Below are 19,882 nucleotides of genomic sequence, written 5' to 3' on the forward strand. Positions count from 1 at the left end.
GCCCGAAGCGGCGCTGCGCCGCGAGTTCACCCGAAGCATTCGCGCAAGCTCAAGATCCGTGCGCCGGCGTGCAAGCGCGCCCCGTCCCGCGCGACCAACACTGGGTGAGACATCGCGTCATCGTGATCGGCGCCGCCACTGATCCCCGCGACCGCAAACCAAAAGACCACCGGATACCGAACCGCCCCGATGCAGAATCGAGAAATCACATGTGCTCCGACCCCATCGCGGCGCGGTATGACTTCGTGGTCTGCGGATCCGGTTCGGCAGGGTCGGTGCTGGCGCGGCGACTATCCGAGAACAGCAACGTCGCCGTGCTGTTGCTGGAGGCCGGCGGCACCGACGACGTTGCGGAGGTGATGGATCCCGCCCAATGGCCACTCAACCTGGGCAGCGCACGCGATTGGGGCTTTGCGTCGGCTCCGAGCGCCCACCTGAACGGACGATCCATCCCGCTCTCCATGGGCAAGGTGCTCGGCGGAGGATCGAGCATCAACGTGATGGCTTGGGCGCGCGGTCACCGCAACGACTGGGCCCATTTCGCCGCGGCGGCCGGCGACCCGAGCTGGGGCTATGAATCGGTCCTGGACATTTACCGCCGCATCGAAGACTGGCACGGCCGCTGCGACGGCGATCGGCGGGGAGTCGGAGGCCCGGTGTTCGTCCAAACCGCGCCCGACCCCAATCCGATTGCCACGGCCGTCGTCGATGGTGCGGGCGCAATCGGGATTCCCGTGTATGACAGCAACAACGGCATCATGATGGAGGGACCGGGCGGCGCATCGCTATTGGACCTGCAACTGCGAAATGGACTCCGCGAGTCGGTGTTCCGCAGCTATGTGCACCCCCACCTGCAACAACGTAACCTCACCGTCCTTACCGGTGCGACGGTCCGGCGGCTGACGTTCAGCGGGAGTCGTGTCACCGGCGTGCAGTTCTCACATGCCAACGCGATCCGCACCGTCTCCGCCACCCAAGAGGTGGTCGTCTCACTCGGCGCCATCAACACCCCCAAAGTGCTCATGCAGTCTGGCATCGGGGATGCAAATGAACTGCGCGGCTTCGGCATTCCGGTCATCACGCATCTTCGCGGAGTGGGACACAACTATCAGGATCACCCTCGGATTGACTGTGTATGGGAATCGCATGAGGCGCTGGCACCGCGCAACAACGGGGCGGAGGTCACGGTCTTCTGGAAGAGCCACCCGACGCTGGCCACCCCGGACCTACAGATCTGTGTCGCGGAGTTTCCGTTGTCCAGCCCGGAGAACGCAGCACGCTACGGGCTGCCGGCACACGGCTGGACCATGTGTGTCGGCGTGGTCAGACCACAAAGTCGCGGTCGGGTGCGGCTCAGCGGGCCGCACCCCGGCGACCCTGTGCTGATCGAGGCCGAGATGCTCGCCCACCCTGACGATATGAAGGCCGCCGCGGCCGGGTTGCAACTCTGCCGCGAGATCGGAAATACGGCACCACTTCGCCCCTTCGCGAAGCGCGAGGTGATGCCGGGCGGTTTCGCGGGTGCCGAGCTCGAACGTTTCATTCGCGATGGCGCTTCGACCTATTGGCATCAGTCCGGCACCGCCAAGATGGGGCGACACGACATGTCGGTGGTTGACGCCAAGTTGAAAGTCCATGGAATGGAAAATCTTCGGGTCGCCGATAGTTCGATCATGCCGCGGATCACCACCGGCAACACCATGGCTCCTTGCGTCGTGATCGGTGAGCGTGCCGCGGAGATCGTCAAAGCAGACCATGGCCTGTGATTCAGCTCGACTGGGCGAGCCGCTGAACCGCGGCCGCGATCTCCTCTGGAAAATCCTCTTGAAGAAAGTGCTTGGCCGGTAGCGTGGTCACCCGCTGCGTCCCGGCCAGCTGCCGGGCCTCGGCGCCGTAGCGGCGCCAACTCAGCATCGTGTCTCGAACACCCCATACGATTTGCACCGGATAGCGCGTGTCCTGGACCGCCGCGATGTAGCTGTGCTGTTTTTCTGGTGTCAGTTCGAAGCCCCGCATGATCTCGAGGAATGCCCGGCCTCCGTCATCCCCGAACAAAAGCGGCTTCCAACAAGCGATCTCGGCGCTCGGGACCCGACTGCTCACGCCCACCAGACGCATTATCGACTCGAACGCACCCGGAACGCGCAACAAGGCAAGCCACATTTCGCCGACCGCTCGATGAGCGAACGGCTCCATCGGCCAGGGGCGGTGAAAGCGCTCCACCGCGATGATGGTGTTGAGCAGCGTCATCGACAGCACACGATCGGGTGCCGCGTTGGCGACGTCGAATCCGATCGGTCCACCGATGTCGTGGACGACCAGGTGAAAGCGGCCGATACCCAGCGCATCGATCGCCGCGCCCAGCCAACGTCCCAGACCGCTCCAGGTGTAGTCGGCGTCGCCGGGGCGTTCGGCAAGGCCGAGACCGGGCAGATCGTTCGCAATCCCCCGCAGACCACGCTGGGCCAGGACCGCCACGACCTTGCGGTAGAGGAATGACGACGCTGGCACGCCGTGCACGCAGATCACCGGCGGTGCGTCTCGGGCGCCGCTATCCAAGACGAAGGACTCGATGCCGGCCGCGGTGAATCGGCGCCCCGATGCCCGGTGCTGTTCGAGCAGGCGCGCGACCTGCGCCCGAGTCATGGCGCCGCCCCGCGTACCGATAGCTCCACCACACCATGGTGGCCGAAAACGACGGCGAATGCTTGCACACGGCCGCACTGAGCTTGCTCTAGCCTCAACGATCGGAAAACAGCAGGTCCAAGCCCCGCGACAAACCCGAACCGGAAAAGTGACCTACGTCAGGTTGATCGACGAGTCCAGCGTCTCGGCTGTGAACGTCTCGGCCAACCGCCGCACCGCCGTCTTGTCCCCGGCTGGCGCCTGCATGGTCTTGGTCACAAGACACTCCTTCTGTCCGCCCCAACAGCGGTCCGCTAATGGACCACCCCGGACCTACGCAGATGGAATGACGCACCCTCCAAATCGAACACCAGCGAACCTGACCCACGCCACACAACTTGACTCAAAAATCCGGCTTCGCCGGATCTAGCCATCTAGCGTATGGCGCCTGTTCGCATCGGCCACCAGAACCAGCGGCCCAACTGCGCGGCTACTGCGGGCGTCATGAACGACCGGACAATCAAGGTATCGAACAGCAGGCCCAGGGCAATCGTAGTTCCCACCTGGCCGATAACTCGCAAGTCGCTGACGACCATCGATGCCATGGTGACGGCAAATACCAGGCCCGCGTTCGTCACGACCTTTCCGGTACCGCCCATCGAGCGGATGATTCCGGTATTCAGTCCGGCGCCCAATTCCTGTTTGAACCGGGCCACCAACAGCAGGTTGTAGTCAGATCCCACCGCCAAGAGGGCGATAACAGACATCGTCAGCACCATGTAGTGCAAGGGAACGCCGAGAATATGCTGCGATAGCAGCACGGATAGCCCAAAGGAAGCGCCCAGCGACAGCACTACCGTCCCCACGATCACAGCGGCAGCAATAAGGGCGCGGGTGAGGATCAGCACGATGATAAAAATCAGGCACATGGCCGAAATTCCCACAATCAGAAGGTCCCAGCCGGCGCCCTCGTCGATATCTTTGACCACAGCTGCCGCGCCAGTCAGATATATCTTGGCGTCCTCCAATGGGGTCCCCTTGAGCGACTCTTCCGCCGCCGTCCGGACCGCATTAACGCTTGCCATGCCGTCGGGCGTCTGGGGGTCGCCTCGGTGCAAAATGATGAAGCGGGCCGCGTGTCCGTCCGCCGACAGAAACGAGTCCATTGCGCGCTGAAAACGCTTGTTTTGGAAAATCTCCGGCGGCAAATAGAAAGAGTCATCGTTCTTGGCGGTGTCGAACGCCTTGCCCATGGCGTTCGCATTTTCGCTCATCTCATCCATCTGGTCGAAAATGCCCACCATGGTGCTGTGCATGGTCAGCATCATGGTGCGCGTGCTTTCGATGGTCTCGATCATCGGCGGGAACATCGCGAGCATCTGGGGTAGCAGCGCGTCCAGGGTCTGGACGTCACTCACGAGCGCGCCGATTTTCTCGTCTATCTCGTCCACACCATCCAGCGCGTCGAATACCGATCGGAACGACCAGCAGATCGGAATGTCGTAGCAGTGCTTTTCCCAGTAGAAATAGCTGCGGATTGGCCGCCAGAAGTCATCGAAGTCGGCGATGTGGTCGCGCACCTCACTGGTGATTTGCTCCATCTCGACGAAGTCATTAGCCATTCGGTGGGTATTGTCGGAAAGTTTCGCCATGGCGTCGTACATGCGACGCATCGCAACGGCCATTTGGCCCATTTCCTCGGCTTGCGCGAGCATGTCCTTCATCGGGTCACGCTGAAATTTGGGTGTCGGCACTTGAATGGCGTTCTGCATGCTGATCAAATACGGTATCGTCGTGTGCGCCAGTGTAGTTCCGTCGGGCCTGGTTATCGCCTGGACCCGCGAGATTCCGGGAACGCGGAAGATTCCCTTGGCCAGTTTGTCCAAAATCAAGAAGTCGGTCGGGTTTCGCATGTCGTGATCCGCCTCGATCATCAAGATCTCGGGCTTCATCCGGGCCGGGGCGAAATGGCGATCTGCCGCCGCGTACCCCTGGTTCGCAGGGATGCCGGCGGGTAGATAGATCCGGTCGTTGTAGTTGATTCGAAGTCCGGGCAGAGCCAGCAGTCCGACGAGGGCAATAGCCAGTGTTGCGGTGAGGACGGGCACAGGCCATCGCACTACCACCGTGCCGACTCGTCTCCAGCTCCGGACGTCGAGCCGCCGTTTGGGGTTGAACAGACCGTAGCGGCTGCCGACAACCAGCACGGCCGGCGTCAGCGTCAGCGCGACCGCCACAGTAACCAGCGTCCCCACCGCGCAGGGGATGGCCAGAGTCTGGAAGGAAGGCAGCCGGGCGAACAGGAGGCAGAGGGTCGCGGCGGCGATAGTCAAGCCAGTGCCCAAAATGACGTGGGTAGTGCCGCGGTACATGGTGTAAAAGGCGGTCTCTTCGTCTTCGCCGATCAGGCGCGCTTCGTGGTACCGGCCAAAGACGAAAATGCCGTAGTCCGTGCCGGCCGCGATTGTTAACGACGTGAGCAACGTGACCGCAAACGTGGTGAGTCCGATACCCCCGCTGTGCCCGACGAGGGCGACAATTCCCCGCGACGCTGTCAATGCAACGCCGACCATGGACAGCAAGGCAATAACGGTGCTGACCGAACGATAGACGAGTAGCAACATGAAAAAAATGACTGTGACAGTCGTCAGCGTGATTTTCAGCATGGACTTGTCACCGCTGCGCTGCATATCCACCATGAGCGCCGATGGTCCCGTGACGTACGTTTTTATCTCGGGCGGAGCGGGCGTCTCCGCAACGATCTTGCGGACGGCTTCGACGGATTCATTGGCCAGCGACTCACCTCGATTGCCCCCCCAAACTCAATTGGACAGTCACGGCTTTGCCGTCGTCGCTTTGCGCGCCCGCCGCCGTGAGAGGATCGCCCCAGAAGGCTTGCACGTGCTCTACGTGCTTTTAATCGGCATTCAACTTGCGCAACAAAGCGGCGTAATACTTATGGACCGCGTCGTCGAGCGGTTGATCGCCCTCCAACACGATCATCGCTGAACTGTCGGAATTTCCTTCGTCGAACACCTGGCCGATGCGCTTGACCGCTTGGAAGGACGGCGCATCCTGAGGACTCAGTGAAACTGCACGCTGTTGTTCGACCTTTTCCAGCGATGGCACGAACACGGTGAGTGCGACGCAAATAGCCAGCCAGCCCAAGATGATTGGCACCGCGAACGCATGAATCTTCCTCACGATCAGCGGCCTTTCGGTGTCGGAGTCGTTCGCGTAATTGACAGTCATGCGAATTTCACCCGGTAGTACTTGTAGGCGCTATTAGAACGTGATTGCGGTGCAGTCGACCATTGTTGCTTCGACAGCGAAATACAACGACGGACCGCGCGTTTACTGCCACTCACAGAGGCATCGATCAGGGCTCCGGCGTTGTTGATTAGCAGGCTTGTGAGCTGGGTTGATGATCTTTGGTGCCGCGCTATTGGGGCCGGAGTGTAGGCACGGGCTATCTGGAGAACGATCGAGTTGGTTACTGTTCGTCGTTGGCCTGGAGTTGCCCGTGCCTACCGTTTCAGTATTGCCTGTGTCGTCGGTTCCAGAGGTGTTCGACCGCTGGAGTCCTGGTGAGCGCAGCGAGCTCATCGGATCGGAGTTTCTCGATGTGTTGGCCTCGGTGCCAGACCCGAGGGACCCACGCGGTCGGAGGTATTCGCTGATGGCTTTGTTGGCGATCGCGGTTCTGGCCACTGCCGCGGGGATGCGCGGCTATGCTGGTTTTGCCACATGGGCGGCCACCGCTCCCGATGATGTGTTGGCCTAATTAGGGGTCCGGTTCCGGCGGCCCAGTGAGAAGACCTTCCGCGCTGTTTTGTCTCGGCTAGACCCCGCCGACCTCAACGCCAGGATGGGCAGTTACTTCACTGCACACGTGGCCAGCAGCGACCCCAGTGGATTGGTGCCGATCGCGTTGGACGGCAAGATGCTGCGTGGTGCCTTTACGCGCCAAAGCGACAGCCACGCATCTCGTGTCGGTGTTCGCCCACCGTGCCCGATTGGTGCTCGGTCAACTCGCTGTCGCCGAGAAAAGCAATGAAATTCCCTGCGTACGTGCCCTGCTCACGCTGCTGCCGGGTAGCTTGCGGTGGCTGGTCACCGTGGATGCGATGCATACCCAGGTCGTCACCGCGAAGTTGATCTGCGCCACCTTGAAGTCGCACTACCTGATGATCGTCAAGTCCAACCAAGCCAAAATACTTGCGCGTATCACCGCGCTGCCCTGGGCCGAGGTGCCCGCAGCCGCTACCGACGACTCCCGCGGCCACGGCCGTGTCGAGACCCGCACCCTGCAAATCATCACCGCTGCACGAGGAATCGGCTTCCCCTACGCAAAACAAATCATCCGGATCACTCGTGAACGCTTGATCACCGCCACCGACCAGCGCAGCGTGGAGGTGGTCTATGCCATCTGCAGCCTGCCGTTCGAGCACGCCCGCCCTACCGCGATCATGACCTGGATGCGTCAACACTGGGGAATCGAGAACAGCCTGCACTGGATACGCGACGTCACCTTCGACGAAGACCGTCAAAGGGCACATACCGGAAACGGCGCACAGGTCCTAGCAACGCTACGCAACACCGCGATCAATCTGCACCGCCTCAACGGCGCCGACAACATCGCCGAAGCCTGCCGGATCACCGCTTTGACCGCCAACCGCCGCCTAGACCTCCTCAATCCACAATTCCCCAGCTCACAAGCCTGCTAATCAACAACGCCGGAGCCCTGAGGCATCGATCTGAGCCCGCCTCCTCAGTGGCGAGGTCCTTCTTCCACCGCCGGAACGTGTTGTCGGTGTGTGCGCTCCGCCAGTACCAAGGGATCGACGACGTTTACTTCGCGTCCACGCCCCGTTCTTTGCGGATATACGGGCGCAGGTTGGCCGCGCCGACGCGATGCGCGCGGCCTAACGTCGGATCTGCTCGTCGGTGTTGTCACCTGAGGCAGCCAACGACGCGGCCAACGCCACTCCAAAAGCCGCCGTGACGCCAATCGCGGGCGCCCCCCTGATAAGCGAAGTCGCGATCGCCGCGATGAGTTCGTCGGCCGTCGCAATCCGCAGTTGGCGCGGCTCGTGCGGCTGCGCACGCTGGTCACCCGCTACCAACGCCCCCTCCACCCAGGCGATCGAGTTGTCGGTCATGCGTGAAAATTCCCGGTCGGATTTCAAACTGATTGTGCTACAGCAGAATGCCCATCCTCAGACGCATATGCGGCGCGGGCACCAGCCGGACGGCTGCGTACCACGATGCGCCCGCCATGGCCCGGCGCGTTGGTGATACCGCGAGAACGGATCGGCTCGGCGGGAGCATCGGTCGGAACAAGTTCGAACTTGCGCAGGAGGGTTCGCAGGACGGTTGTCATCTCCATGTTCGCAAAGGCGGCGCCGATACACCAATGTATGCCGCCGCCGAAAGGTATCCACGCATAGCTCTCTGGTGGTCCATCGGCGAAACGGGTCGGGTCAAACCGTTCTGGGTCCTTGAAACTGCTCGACGCGTGTTGATCAGCCCAAACATCGCCAACGATCATATGACCCTTCGGAAGCACCCATGGGCCCAGTCGTAGCTGCGTTTCGACTCGCCGAGCGATGAAATCCAATACCGGCCGGGTACGTTGCACCTCCCAGACCGTAGCCTGCATCAGCGCGGTTCCGCCGCTGTCGATCTCATCGACGAGTTGCGCCACGAAACTGGGGCTGCGACGTAAACGCTCGATGGCCCATGCCAACGTGGTGGCCGTCGTTTCGTGTCCGGCCACGATCATCGTCAGCATTTCATCGCTGATGTGAGCGTCGGTGATGGGTGAGCCGTCGTCATAGCGCGCCTGCAGCATCATCGCCAGCATGTCGGTCCGTGTCTCAAAGTTCGGATCTGCCCGTGCTTCAGCGTTCAGCTGGGCGACCAGTTCGTCAAATCGGCTTCGAGCCGCTTGAATCTTGCCCCATGGACTCCAGGGGCCAAGATCACGCCGCAACCACTCTGGTAAGGCAATCATGCTAGCGGCGAGCACAATTGTCCGTGGCCCCAAGTACTGGAGCTCTTCGAAGATCGCCCCGTGCGCACCCAGGATCGTGCGCAAGACTATGCTGCCGGTAATATTCACCAACGCTTGCAGGGATTCGAATTCTGCTTCCTCAGGCCAGGTTTGAGCCTCACGCAGGAACTCCTCTTCGACGATCTTGACGTACGCGTCGATGCGCCTGCCGTTAAATGGTGGCACCATTAGCTTGCGACGCTGACGATGCTCGACGCCGATCATGCTGAGTATCGAGCCCGGCCCCAGCAGCTTGCCGAGAGTCGTTGGCCGAGTGACTAAATCGTTGCCGGAAGTGAAAAGTTCCTTCAACATCGCCGGATCGCTGATGACTAGCGTGGGGCCGTATTTTGGTAGATTGAGGGAGTACCCAGAGCCATACCGGTTGGTCAACCGCGTCCGGGCGCGCGCCTTGGCGAAAACGTATACCAATGTCTGAGTCAGCTTCGACGCATTCGGCCCCGGCGGCAGCCGAATCGGGCCAGTTGTGGCTTCCGCCATTGCAATGTCCTCTCTTGACAGGTGATAGAGATGTCAGATCTCTGCGGTGTTGACGGTCCATCGCGGCGCGGCGGCCAGCCTCGTGCCGTAGATCGTCGCCGGGGCCACCACCGTTTGCGGGATGTCCAGATGCGCCAGGAACGCGTCGGTATCCGAAGCCGGGACGGCGACAAACAGCGCCGGGTTGCCATGCTTAGCGGCCAACGGCAGCGCGGACTGCAGCAGTGCGGCTCCACACGCCGGGTTGCGGTAGGCGAAGTCGGACAGATGCGCGCTGCGCAGCTCACCGTCCTCAGTGAGCAAGCGTTTGGCCTGGCGGGTGTCTTCCAGCAGCCCGCACGCCGAGTCGTCGGGCAGCAGGAATGTGGTTGGGGTTAGCTCGGAGCGTAACGTCGCGTCGCCCGCGGGCACCGCGTAGTGGCCCTGCGTCCAGCGCCGGTAGGCCTGCGCGGCCGCTGCCGGGGGCACCAGGTAGGCGGTGTGTGCCGCGGTGGCATCGGAGCCTTGGCAGGTGGGGATGCGCAGCACGCTGATGTGGCCGACCTCGGTACCGTTGGGAAATCCCAGCCTCCCGGAATACTCCGACGGCGTTTTGGCGGTGCCATCCATCACCACGCCGAACCCTCTGCTCTCGGCGTGGCTATGCTTTCTTGCTTCTTTCAGAAAGGCGATGCCAAGCCTCAAAATGGTCCGTCCGCCCTGCTCGGCCGGCAGGATCTTCAAGTCCCCGATGTAGGCGCTGTGCTGCTCGCGCCCCTCGGGGGTCCGCAGTGGTCGCACTGCAGCCGCCACTGTGCCCATCACCTGGCCGTCTCGCTCGGCCACGAACACCCTGGCCACCTCGCCCATCGCCCGGTAGAACCGCGTGTAGTCGGCGCCATGGGAGATGCGGAAGCTACGGCCGGGCCCCAGCGGGTAGGTGAACTGCTGCTCGAAAGTCTCCAAGGCTCGCGCCAGGCCGGAAGGCGGCGGGCCCTGAAGCATGTGGACGGTTGTCACTCCTGGCTCAGCCGCCGAGCTGATACAGGTCGGTGTACAGGCGGTTAAACACGTATCCGCCGAGTCGCAGGCCGCGGTCTACCGCACAGCTGGTGCGCGAGTCGTCGCAGGTGTCCTCGACGAGGACGAAGAAGTCCTCAGCGTGTTGCTCGTCGATCTCGGCATGCAACGCGTAGTGCACCAGATCGTCTTGGGCGACCCAACCCCGCTCCACCACCGCGGAACCGATCGTTGCCGAGATGCCGGCGAAAGCATGCTCGATGATGCCCAGACAACTGATCCCCACCGCCATGTCCTCCATCGTGCAGACGGAGGTCAGAACGCTGTTGAAGGCATCCACCTGGGGGGCTGGCGCCAGGGCGTCCAGTCGCTCGGCATCGCTGCCGATGCTGGCTAGGAACTGCCGGAAGGTCGCGTGGTGGAAGAAATGAGGTTTGAAGTCGCCATGCTCCTCGACGATGTTGCTCAAGATGCCGAGCCGCCGGCCGGGTAGATCCATCCGGGAAATCAGTGAGGCCATCGGCCGGGCGAAGTAGGTGACGGCGAAGCCGAACTGCTCCTGGCTGGCGCGGAAGCGCTCCAGCGGCATGCTGCCGTCGGTCAGTGTGGTGAGGTACGGGTTAGCCATGATCCCGATGCCGTCAAGAATCTGCTCGGCCCTTTTCGTGACACGCGCGGCCTTGGTGAGGCATACGATAGTAGACATCGTGCTCCAATCGGGGTGGTGGATGAAGGGAAGTTGATTCGGTAGCGATCAGGGCTTGACACCGACGTGCAAGGCTCGATAGAAGAAGCTGCGGTCCCGGCTATGTAGTTCGTCCGCAGCCGGATCCCATCGGAAATCCGGGCCGCAGCCGCGCACATCCAACGTTGAGTTCAGCTGGCGCACAACGACAATGCCGCCCGGCCGCAGGGCGTGGTAAGCACGCGCCAGCGTGATAAGAGCCTCCTCGGGAGTGAGCCAATCAAGGATGTTCGACAGGTGAACGATGTCGAACCCGCCGCGCGGCAGGACTCCGAGGGCCGCGTCCATTGTGTTTTGCGTGAATGTGATCTCCGGTAAGTCGACTACTGGCGCCTTGTGGGCAAGCCAAGGCACCGTGACGCCGGGGTATCGCCCGGCCAATAGTTGCCACAGGTAGGGATTGTCGGCCGCGGGTTGGGTCGCGAGCACGTGTCGGGTCCGGCGGGCGAAGTGCCGGGCGAACGGTTCGACACGGTTGGCCGTCGCCCCCTCACCGAACAAATTCACCAGGATGTCCAGGTCGAAGGCCGCATCGAAGGCGCGATCCAACGCCGCACCGAGAGCCGTGCCACGAGCAACCCTTCGCGACTGCTCTGCCGGATTCCGCAGCCCTAGGACACCATTCAATTCGTATTGCCAGTCCGCAAGCTCATGACGCAACGCGGCGAACAGCCACTCGTAGCGACCGCAGAAATCCGGGCCCCAGGTAGCAACCTCCGGTACCGGGCCCACTGCGTCCGGTGCGATGTTCAATGCCGCAAAGACCGGCTCCAATGCGGCGTGACGTTCCGACGCAGGCATCCACTCGTGTCCCAGCAAACACATCCGCTCTGGGCTACCGACCGTCTCCAGCAGGTGCAACTTGAGCCGCGTCAACGCCAGTTGCGCCGGATTGGCGTCGATCAGATGCAGCAAACCCACACCCGCAGTCGCCGCCAAGGCAGCGGCGGTACACCCACCGGAGGCCGTCAACGCGACGCGCAACGGCCTACCCCGCGTCCGGTATTGCCGCGACGCAAGCCACACGTCCTGCAACGCGTCCTCACGGACCTGAGCAAATCCCACCGACAAATGGTGCGCCTGCGCCAACAATTCCAGCCGCGGCGCCGCCACCTCAGAAATGATGAATTCCTCAATCTCAGAAATAATTGATTCCTCAATCTCAATTCTTGCTAGCACGTAACACCCATGTCGGCTCCAAACCACCTCGACTCCGAGGGGGGAGTTCGAACATATCGTCTACTACAAGGGGTTTGAGCTGTGCAAATTTAGAATCATAAAGAAATTTTAACGATCAATAACCCATATCTATGATTGCATGCTGCGTCGTTGTAGGGGTGCTATCCGTACGTCCGCTGTCCCGTCACGAAGATCTCTTGTCCCCCGATTAGGGGACAAGAGATGTCCCCTAGCCATCGGATTCACTTAGATTTCTCATTGCCATAAGTTAACGCGGATGCTTCCGATGAGACCAATACGCAACAGCGCCGACTTTCGGTGGCTACGGACCAATGCACGGCCAGCATTGCTCGCAATGTGGGCGGCCATGAGCTACGGATGTTCGGCTGCCGTCACGCACTATCGCTCCGGCGTGATCGTCGCCCTGCACGCCGGCTTGACCCAAGCGGCACTCAGCCTGTCTGCGACTCTCGTGCTGGCACTGACGCTCGGACGATTAGTCCGCTGGCCAGCAAACCCCCGACGGGGCTTTTGGATGGCCGCGGTGGTGAATTCCATGCTCACGGCATCCTGGCTGGTCATCGGCCACCTGATAGCGGGCACATCGAATATCCTGGTGACAATCGCACCGAGTCTTATCATTGGCATCGCAAGCAACTTCGCCTACAGCCGCATATTGTTCGTCGAGGCCAGGCGCAACGGTACTAGCCGCCCGCGTGGGGATGACCCCGCTTCGAAGAACTGTGTCGAAGTATCGACCTAACCGAATGTTTCGTCATACCAACGTATTAGGAGTGTCAGCAACTAGCCCCAATTTCGGTTTCATTGCCGATGTTGCCAATGCTTCAATGGGGCCCAGCCGGGGGCCGAAATGAGATCGGGCATGGCCAATACGGCTCTTCAGGCACTAGCCTCGATTCTTCGCGGGATGCCGATGCATCTGGGTGTTGAAGCGCGAAAGTGCCTGTCCTGTAAAGAATGATTGGACTTCTCTACGGTTCAACCATCTCGACTGGAAGGCGCCTCGCGGGCGAAAGTATCGGCGGACGGCCATGGTGTGGTGTCGCATTCCGGGATGGGGCTGTTGCGCGAGCTCGCCGATCAGACCGGGTTGTCTGAGCAGGTCACCGCGGCATTGGCCGACACCTACAAGGGGTCGTGAGTGTATGCCCCGGGTGCGGTGTTCACCGATCTGGCCGCGGCGGTAGCCGACGGAGCGGACTGCCCACCGGCCCCGGGAAAGCCCGCCCAACCCGGGCGCCACGGGGCAGTCAAACACACCCCAAACCCAAAATCGCTATCACTGAGCGATTTTCATGATCCAACACCACCGAACCCCGCCGGCACGAAGAATCGAGGCTAGTACGTATTCCCCAAACTGCCTGACGCAGACTCTTGGCCCGCCAGTTCACGGGCTTTATTCGCACCCAATTCCATTGCCGTCTCGATCAAGGCCGTAGATGTCGCGTCCGATGACAATTACCGGGCCCTCCACATAGGCCGGACCATTTCCGCTACCGCCAGCGCAGTCGACATCACTGGCGATCGGGACGCAGGCACCGGAGTAGTTCGGGTCACACGATGAGCTTGGTTGTCGCGGGATCGGCGCAACGCCCGGTTCGGCGTTTACTGCTGGCGCGAAGAGAAGCCCCATTACACACGTAATTGCCAGCACCCGAAACTGAACCACGCCCGCGTTAGACAACACTTCGCACACCGCCAGCCACTCCAAGCACGGCACCAAATCGCGCGTCAAGTAGACATCGCGTAGTAAAAAGATGTACTCCTCAAGTGGCACGTTCGGTAGGAATCTCCGATATTCCCGCTAGGCCGTTCGCGATTTCACCGCTCCTGTCCCGCACCATTCGATTCGGTAAAAGGAATGCGCGGTGTCGTCATCGTCGAAAGAGGGTGCTTGGCGCTACCCGCCTCGGGTATCGCCCCCGCGGATCGACCGGCATCGGGCCGGGCTGTTTCGGCGCAGACCACCGTCGGCCGTTGTGTCACGATGAGCAACATGGCCGAAGGTGCTTCCGCGAGGGCGAAAAGCGGCGAGGACGCCGCCGAACTGCGCAAGGAGAGCTACACGATGGCCCTGTATGTGGCCGTCTGCCTGCTTGCCGCGCTGTTGGCGCTGCCCGAGGCCGCCCGCCACCACCTGATCAGTCTCATCTGGGGCATCACCATCGGGCTGGCTGCCGCCCACTTCTTCGCCTTCAAAATCTCGGCGCGCCTCATCGGGGCCGGCAAAGTCCAGGCTCGCGACATCGAGGCGGCCGGCGCACAATTGGTCGGCGCCGCCGTGGTCGCCGCCCTGGCGTCGGTCACCATCCTCGTGTTGCCAGCTCATCTGGAGTACCACGCCGCCGAGTTCGGCCTGTCCGGGTTCATCGCGGTCAGCGGCTACGCGGTAGCGCGCCGCGGCGGCGCGGGCCGCCTCCGGGCAACCGTCTACGGACTGGTGGTGCTCATTCTCGCGACCGCCATCGCGGTGGTGAAGAACGTTCTGGCCGGACACTGAAAGCGCGAACCCACCCCTGCCCGACTTGGCGTCGCGTTCACACTGCGACAGCCTGCCGTAGCTTCGCGCTGGTGGTGTTCGCTCAACAGGACGGGGCTGGAAGAAGATCTGGACGGGCCGGATCACTTCCCCCGAATCACAGACCACTCAGGCCACAATGGCCCCATGGCCCAACCCTCCGAGACCCCGCCACCCGCTGACGAAGCGCGCCCCGAGTCGGTGCCCGCGGCCGATGCGCCAGCGGCAACACCGGCGACATCGCGCCCGAAACAACAGTGGGGCCACACCCTGGCCCAGCAGGCGGCGACGGTGTCGGCCAAGCTCAGCCCAGTCGTGCGCCGAGCCGGAGATCGGGTGGCCGCAGCATCTCCCACCACGCTGCTGCTCGCGCTGCTCTCGGTGTTGTTGGCATCGAGCATCGTCGCCGCGCTGACCTTCAAGGGCTCGCTCGGCGTGGCGTCCATAGTGGTGTTCATCCCGATGCTGTCGGCCGCGATCGGCGCCACCACCATGCGGTTCCTGGCCGATCGTCGCAAGTCCCAGGCGCAGCGCGAAAATGCCCGCGAGGAGACGAGAGCGCTGCACCAGATCGAGTACACGCTGGATTACGTCGACGCCAAGCTCACCACCGCGTTGACACAGTTCGGCACGGACCGACACAACGAGGCCGTCATCGGAATGTTTCAGGCCAAGGCCGCCACGGAGCTCTACCTCGGACAGGCCCCCCGGTCCGAGCGGCGCTCATCGCCCGAAGCCGCGCCGGAGCACATCGATCTGGTGAGCCAGTACGGGCTGGACGAACTACTCACCCCCCGCGGCATCGGCAGTCAGTCGGCCCCGGCGGCAACATCAAACCGCTCCTGCGCGTAAGCGTTGGTGCGATTGTGCGAGTTACGGAGACTTGTGCACACATCCGCTTTCCGTATCGAGGTGGCCGATAATACGTTCTGCAGTAACGGAATTGGCGGACCTCGATGGTGAGGCGACAGACCCTGATATGCCCGCTGCTTAGTGGGTGAGGTCAGCCCGCATGTCGCTCTCTTGGTGAAGGCCGAACACCTGGATGGCGGCCGATTTTCCTTTCAGCACATGCAGTCCACGGTCGATGAGTCCAGCGGGGCGTGACCCCTGCGCATCGACGCACTGCTGGGTGAGAAGGATCGCGTCACCGGTGGCCTTGGTCAGTTGCTCGACCCGAGCTGCGACGTTGACGGTGTCACCGATGAGGGTGAACTCGAGTTTGCCGCCGCCGCCGATGGTTCCGGCGATCACAACCCCGGTATTGATTCCGATGCCGATGCGAAACTCCTCGCCGAATCGCTCAACGACACGGCGGTGAATCAGAACAGCGGCGGCGACAGCGGCATCGGCGTGGTCCGCAAGGTCGTTGGGGGCGCCAAAGACGGCCAGCGCCCCGTCACCGAGGAACTTGTTGACGTGCCCCCAGCGTCCACGACGGTGGGCACCACGATCTCGAACAACTCGTTGAGGCGCGAGACGGTGTCCTCGGCGGTGTGGGCTTCGGCGAACGGGGTGAAGTCACGCACATCGACGAACATCACGGTGACCTGGCGACGCTCACCGGTGAAGACATCGTCGCCTTGCTCCAGTAGCCGCGCCGCCAGACCGGGATCGACATACGTCCCGAATGCTGCCTGAAGTCGTTGCCGCTCAACCAAACCGGCCTGCATGTGGTTGAACGACGCGGCCAGCGCGCCGAGGTCATCGTCTTGAACCACCGGGAGGCGCCGGCTGTAGTCACCGGCCGCGACACGTTCGGTCCCGGCGGCAAGATCCCTAATCGGCTGCATCGACGGCGAGAACGACGGAGCAACGATGACCGGCACTCCAAAGACAACCGCCATACCGGCACCGATCACCAGAGAAACGAGCGGCACCGTATGCGCCTGGCTGATCAGACCCGCCAACATGGCGCCCACAATGGCGAAATTGAACGCGACTCCAAACACGGACAGGTTCGACCACGCCGCGAAAGTGGGGCGAGAACGAGGCAGCGAGTCGCCGATCGCCGTATCGCCGATGATCGCCACCCGGACGGGGCGCAGCGCCGCCTCTACGAAACTGTGAATAGCGATCAGCTGGATTCCAATCCCGGTGGCGGCGCCCACGATCCCGTACTGAACCAGCCGCGACCCACTTGCTCCGGCGACGGCGCCGACAGCGACCAGGTTGAATGCTCCCAAGACAACATTGCTGCCCAGCCCCCGGACCACCGCACCCCGGCCGTACACATAGGTCGCTTCCAATGCGCTGAGCCGATCGACGTCATGATCGGCGGCCCACTTCTCTGGGAGGCGGCGCCGCACGACGCTGGGAAGAAAGATCACCCACAATCCGAGCGATACGACGGCAACGGTGACCACCGCCGCCTCAATGTAGTGACCCGAGTTCTCGAAGGCGACGACCCAAAAAGACAGCAAAAGATAAACCGGCAGCACCACGGCGAACGTGACTACACAAATCGCCCACGAATATCTTGCCCCGCACCGATCCCAGGCCCACTGCCAAACGCGTTCCATAGCGGGACAGTAGACGCAACGCCCACCGACCTGCGGATATTTGCCCGATCGGAGCCATCGCTAGCGGGTAAGGGCAGGCAGCGTTGCGCCTAGGCGAGCCGCAATCCTGATCAACGCAGTGTCAATCGCAAAAATGGCCGCCACTGGCCATACGGGCCTGTGCCCCCAGTCGGACTCGAACCGACACTTGACGGATTTTAAGTCCGCTGCCTCTGCCAATTGGGCTATGGGGGCCCGCCGGCGAATCTATCGCGTACCCGCCGGGCTCGAGACGCCCCTCCCCTGTGGAAATCGCCCCCAACACCGACGTGCGTCCCAGCCGTGATGCGCGTAACATCCGCGCGCCGCGCGCCAGACTACTGTGTCGCCCGTCTGAGGCCAGATGACACGACTATGTCGGCCGACAAGAGCTTGTAAAAACTGTCGGCGCCTTCGTTAAAAAGCCGTAAACAAGCTTTCACCCTACGTCATTCAATCGCGAATGTGGACACGTGGGTGGCTAGCGTTACGCCAACACACAGGGGCCCTTATGCCTACCCACAGATTCAGCTCGGGTGGCCAGGGGCGGGGAGCTCATAAGCAAGGAGCATTGGATGTCATTCCTTAAAACAGTGCCTGAAGAGTTGACGGCCGCGGCCGCGCAGCTGGGGACCATCGGTAGCTCTATGTCGGCGCAAAATGCCGCCGCGGCAGCTCCGACCACCGTAATCGCTCCGGCCGCCCTCGATGAAGTATCGGCACTGCAGGCCGCACTCTTCACCGCGTATGGCACCTACTACCAGCAGGTCAGCGCGGATGCACAGGCCATGCACGACATGTTCGTGAACACCCTGGGGGCCAGCGCCGGGACATACGGCGCAACCGAAAACCTCAACTCCGCAGCGGCCGCTTCACCTCTGGACGGCATTACCTCGGGAATCAGCGGCTTCATCCAAAACACCGGCTCGATAATTCCCGACTCCTGGTCGAGCAACATCGGCAACCTCACCAACATCGGCGTTGGGAACTGGGCCTCGGCCTCATCCACTCTGATGGGTCTGGCGGGTGGCGGTCTGCTTCCCGCCGAGGAAGCCGCCGAAGCCGACGTCAGCCTGGGAGCAGAAGCCGGGCTGGGTGCGCTCAGTGAGCTCGGAGGAGCCGAGGCCGCCCTGGGTGCGCCCATCGCCGCTGGCATTGGCGGGGCATCCGCGGTCGGCATGCTCTCGGTGCCCCCGACCTGGGCCGGATCGGCCACCTTGGTATCGAGCACGACCCCGCTGGCCGGCGCCGGCTGGACAGCCGCCGCGCCGACGGCCGCCCCGGGAACGTTCATGGGCGTGCCGGCCGGGTTGGGTTCGGCCGCACGCAACAGCGCCGGATTTGGTGCGCCACGCTACGGCGTCAAGCCAATCGTCATGCCAAAGCCGGCCGCGGTCTAGGCGCCATTGGGCAACACGTCTCCCACATCGATAAAACACCACAACTTTCACTAAAAGAGGGATACAGCAATGGATTTTGGCGCCTTACCTCCTGAAATCAACTCCGCACGCATGTACGCCGGTGCCGGGGCAGGCCCCATGATGGCCGCCTCCGCCGCATGGAATGGCCTAGCCGTCGAGTTGGGCACAACGGCCGCCTCCTACGAATCGGTGATCACCCGATTGACCACCGAGTCTTGGATGGGCCCGGCGTCGATGGCGATGATCGCCGCCGCTCAGCCGTATCTGGCGTGGTTGACCTACACCTCGGAAGCGGCGATGCACGCCGGGGCGCAAGCCGCGGCATCGGCGGCCGCCTACGAGGCAGCGTTCGCGATGACGGTGCCGCCGCCGGTGGTCGCCGCCAACCGATCGCTGCTGGCGGCACTGGTTGCGACGAACTTCCTGGGCATCAACACCCCGGCGATCATGGCAACCGAGGCGCTCTACGCCGAGATGTGGGCGCAGGACGCCGGGGCGATGTACGGCTACGCGGCCGCTTCCTCGACCTCGGGATCCCTGCAGCCGCTGAGTACACCGCAGCAGACCAGCAACCCGGGCGGGCTCGCCGCACAGTCGGCGGCGGTTAGTCAGGCCGCCGCATCCGCCGCGGCAACCGACGGCATCACCAGCCTGCTGAGCAACCTGCCCAACACCATCATGGGACTCGCCTCGCCGATAACGTCGGCTATCGACGCGACGGGACTGGGCGGAATCATTCAGGACATCGAGGACTTCCTCGGCATTCCGTTTGTCGCCAACGTCATCAACGGTGCGGTTAACACCGCGGCTTGGTACACCACGGCCACTATTCCCACCGCGATTTTCCTGGCAAACGCTCTCGATACCGGTGCACCGGTAATTGCTGCCGAAGGCGCCATCGAGGCTGCCGAAGGTGCGGCTGCCGCCACCGCAGGGCTGGCGAACACGGTGACGCCCACCGGCGTTGGCGCGGCTTTGGGCGAGGCGACCCTGGTCGGCAAGCTGGCCGTACCCACCAGCTGGTCGAGTGCCCTTCCGGAGACAGCTGCGACCACCGGTGCGCTGGGCGGAAGCGGCTGGACGGTTCCCGAGGAAGCTGCCCCGGTTTCCGGAGTGGCCGGGGTGCCGGGCATGGCCGCAGCCGCCAAGGGCGCCGGTGCGTATGCGGGACCGCGTTACGGCTTCAAGCCGATCGTCATGCCCAAACAGGTCGTCGTGTGACGCCGGAAAAAGGGGGAACATGTCACTCGTTTGAGGACAGCAATTAACCGGCGGGTC

General features: G+C 62.6%; 12 protein-coding genes, 1 tRNA gene and 5 pseudogenes. 8 read left to right on the plus strand and 10 right to left on the minus strand.

From position 1 onward, the window contains the following. Positions 1-209: 209 nt before the first annotated feature. Positions 210-1,766 carry a GMC family oxidoreductase gene (locus tag CKW46_RS24515; protein ID WP_240274583.1) on the plus strand — a complete coding sequence of 519 codons (1,557 nt, stop codon included), beginning with the start codon at positions 210-212 and terminating at the stop codon, positions 1,764-1,766. 1 nt (position 1,767) lies between these two features. Here the strand turns inward: CKW46_RS24515 and CKW46_RS24520 are convergent, their stop codons facing one another. Together CKW46_RS24520 and CKW46_RS24525 are read right to left on the minus strand one after the other, a co-directional pair. Beyond that, the gene (locus CKW46_RS24520; protein ID WP_482052516.1) at positions 1,768-2,646 is read right to left on the minus strand and encodes an alpha/beta fold hydrolase; all 879 of its coding nucleotides are present in this window, start codon (positions 2,644-2,646) and stop codon (positions 1,768-1,770) included. A gap of 413 nt (positions 2,647-3,059) precedes the next feature. After that, a pseudogene (locus tag CKW46_RS24525) lies at positions 3,060-5,877 on the minus strand (MMPL/RND family transporter). A gap of 271 nt (positions 5,878-6,148) precedes the next feature. On the opposite strand from CKW46_RS24525, the pseudogene CKW46_RS24530 reads away from it, so the two are divergent. Next, positions 6,149-7,352 (plus strand): annotated as a pseudogene (locus CKW46_RS24530) (ISAs1-like element IS2404/ISMul1 family transposase). On the opposite strand, the pseudogene CKW46_RS24535 reads toward CKW46_RS24530, so the two are convergent. The 6 genes and pseudogenes from CKW46_RS24535 to CKW46_RS24560 form a co-directional block, all read right to left on the minus strand. Beyond that, a pseudogene (locus CKW46_RS24535) lies at positions 7,318-7,524 on the minus strand (hypothetical protein); the annotation flags it as partial. The pseudogenes CKW46_RS24530 and CKW46_RS24535 overlap by 35 nt on opposite strands. A gap of 26 nt (positions 7,525-7,550) precedes the next feature. Further along, entirely contained in the window at positions 7,551-7,787 is a 237-nt protein-coding gene (locus CKW46_RS24540) for a hypothetical protein (protein ID WP_482052517.1), read from the minus strand. A gap of 23 nt (positions 7,788-7,810) precedes the next feature. Beyond that, positions 7,811-9,181 carry a cytochrome P450 gene (locus CKW46_RS24545; protein WP_117438082.1) on the minus strand — a complete coding sequence of 457 codons (1,371 nt, stop codon included), beginning with the start codon at positions 9,179-9,181 and terminating at the stop codon, positions 7,811-7,813. A gap of 33 nt (positions 9,182-9,214) precedes the next feature. Then, positions 9,215-10,180 carry a GNAT family N-acetyltransferase gene (locus tag CKW46_RS24550; RefSeq protein ID WP_499018427.1) on the minus strand — a complete coding sequence of 322 codons (966 nt, stop codon included), beginning with the start codon at positions 10,178-10,180 and terminating at the stop codon, positions 9,215-9,217. 7 nt (positions 10,181-10,187) lie between these two features. Then, positions 10,188-10,886, minus strand: coding sequence for an iron-containing redox enzyme family protein (locus CKW46_RS24555; protein ID WP_117438084.1), 699 nt, complete (start codon positions 10,884-10,886; stop codon positions 10,188-10,190). 48 nt (positions 10,887-10,934) lie between these two features. Beyond that, the gene (locus CKW46_RS24560) at positions 10,935-12,104 is read right to left on the minus strand and encodes a DUF3419 family protein (RefSeq protein WP_041299581.1); all 1,170 of its coding nucleotides are present in this window, start codon (positions 12,102-12,104) and stop codon (positions 10,935-10,937) included. Positions 12,105-12,459: 355 nt separating this feature from the next. Between CKW46_RS24560 and CKW46_RS24565 the strand changes: the two genes are divergently transcribed. From CKW46_RS24565 to CKW46_RS24580, 4 genes and pseudogenes are all read left to right on the plus strand, one after another. After that, positions 12,460-12,867 (plus strand): hypothetical protein, encoded by a 408-nt coding sequence (locus CKW46_RS24565; RefSeq protein ID WP_252872718.1) that lies wholly within the window; start codon positions 12,460-12,462, stop codon positions 12,865-12,867. 249 nt (positions 12,868-13,116) lie between these two features. Next, positions 13,117-13,347 (plus strand): annotated as a pseudogene (locus CKW46_RS24570) (IS1380 family transposase); the annotation flags it as partial. A gap of 774 nt (positions 13,348-14,121) precedes the next feature. Beyond that, on the plus strand, positions 14,122-14,625 hold the full coding sequence (locus tag CKW46_RS24575) for a hypothetical protein (protein WP_482052518.1): 504 nt from the start codon (positions 14,122-14,124) through the stop codon (positions 14,623-14,625). 165 nt (positions 14,626-14,790) lie between these two features. Next, positions 14,791-15,495: a hypothetical protein gene (locus CKW46_RS24580; RefSeq protein WP_015356955.1), complete on the plus strand. Its 705-nt coding sequence runs from the start codon at positions 14,791-14,793 to the stop codon at positions 15,493-15,495. A 138-nt stretch (positions 15,496-15,633) separates the two neighbouring features. Here CKW46_RS24580 and CKW46_RS24585 read toward each other — a convergent pair. Both CKW46_RS24585 and CKW46_RS24590 read right to left on the minus strand, forming a co-directional pair. Continuing rightward, positions 15,634-17,165: pseudogene (locus CKW46_RS24585) on the minus strand (adenylate/guanylate cyclase domain-containing protein). 160 nt (positions 17,166-17,325) lie between these two features. Beyond that, positions 17,326-17,399, minus strand: a tRNA-Leu gene (locus CKW46_RS24590). A gap of 359 nt (positions 17,400-17,758) precedes the next feature. On the opposite strand from CKW46_RS24590, the gene CKW46_RS24595 reads away from it, so the two are divergent. Then, a complete protein-coding gene (locus tag CKW46_RS24595; RefSeq protein ID WP_015356957.1) occupies positions 17,759-18,583 on the plus strand; it encodes a PPE family protein, SVP subgroup in 825 nt (274 codons plus the stop codon). Positions 18,584-18,652: 69 nt separating this feature from the next. Continuing rightward, entirely contained in the window at positions 18,653-19,825 is a 1,173-nt protein-coding gene (locus CKW46_RS24600) for a PPE family protein (RefSeq protein WP_015356958.1), read from the plus strand. The last annotated feature ends 57 nt before the right edge of the window (positions 19,826-19,882 follow it).

This window comes from Mycobacterium liflandii, assembly GCF_022354805.1.
In the GTDB taxonomy this organism is placed as follows: Bacteria; Actinomycetota; Actinomycetes; order Mycobacteriales; family Mycobacteriaceae; genus Mycobacterium; species Mycobacterium marinum.

Bases quoted from the DNA above. Each gene is read 5' to 3' on its own strand.
- CKW46_RS24515 (WP_240274583.1), top strand. From the start codon at position 210: ATGTGCTCCGACCCCATCGCGGCGCGGTATGACTTCGTGGTCTGCGGA.
- CKW46_RS24520 (WP_482052516.1), bottom strand. From the start codon at position 2,646: ATGACTCGGGCGCAGGTCGCGCGCCTGCTCGAACAGCACCGGGCATCG.
- CKW46_RS24540 (WP_482052517.1), bottom strand. From the start codon at position 7,787: ATGACCGACAACTCGATCGCCTGGGTGGAGGGGGCGTTGGTAGCGGGT.
- CKW46_RS24545 (WP_117438082.1), bottom strand. From the start codon at position 9,181: ATGGCGGAAGCCACAACTGGCCCGATTCGGCTGCCGCCGGGGCCGAAT.
- CKW46_RS24555 (WP_117438084.1), bottom strand. From the start codon at position 10,886: ATGTCTACTATCGTATGCCTCACCAAGGCCGCGCGTGTCACGAAAAGG.
- CKW46_RS24565 (WP_252872718.1), top strand. From the start codon at position 12,460: ATGTGGGCGGCCATGAGCTACGGATGTTCGGCTGCCGTCACGCACTAT.
- CKW46_RS24575 (WP_482052518.1), top strand. From the start codon at position 14,122: ATGGCCGAAGGTGCTTCCGCGAGGGCGAAAAGCGGCGAGGACGCCGCC.
- CKW46_RS24580 (WP_015356955.1), top strand. From the start codon at position 14,791: ATGGCCCAACCCTCCGAGACCCCGCCACCCGCTGACGAAGCGCGCCCC.
- CKW46_RS24595 (WP_015356957.1), top strand. From the start codon at position 17,759: ATGTCATTCCTTAAAACAGTGCCTGAAGAGTTGACGGCCGCGGCCGCG.
- CKW46_RS24600 (WP_015356958.1), top strand. From the start codon at position 18,653: ATGGATTTTGGCGCCTTACCTCCTGAAATCAACTCCGCACGCATGTAC.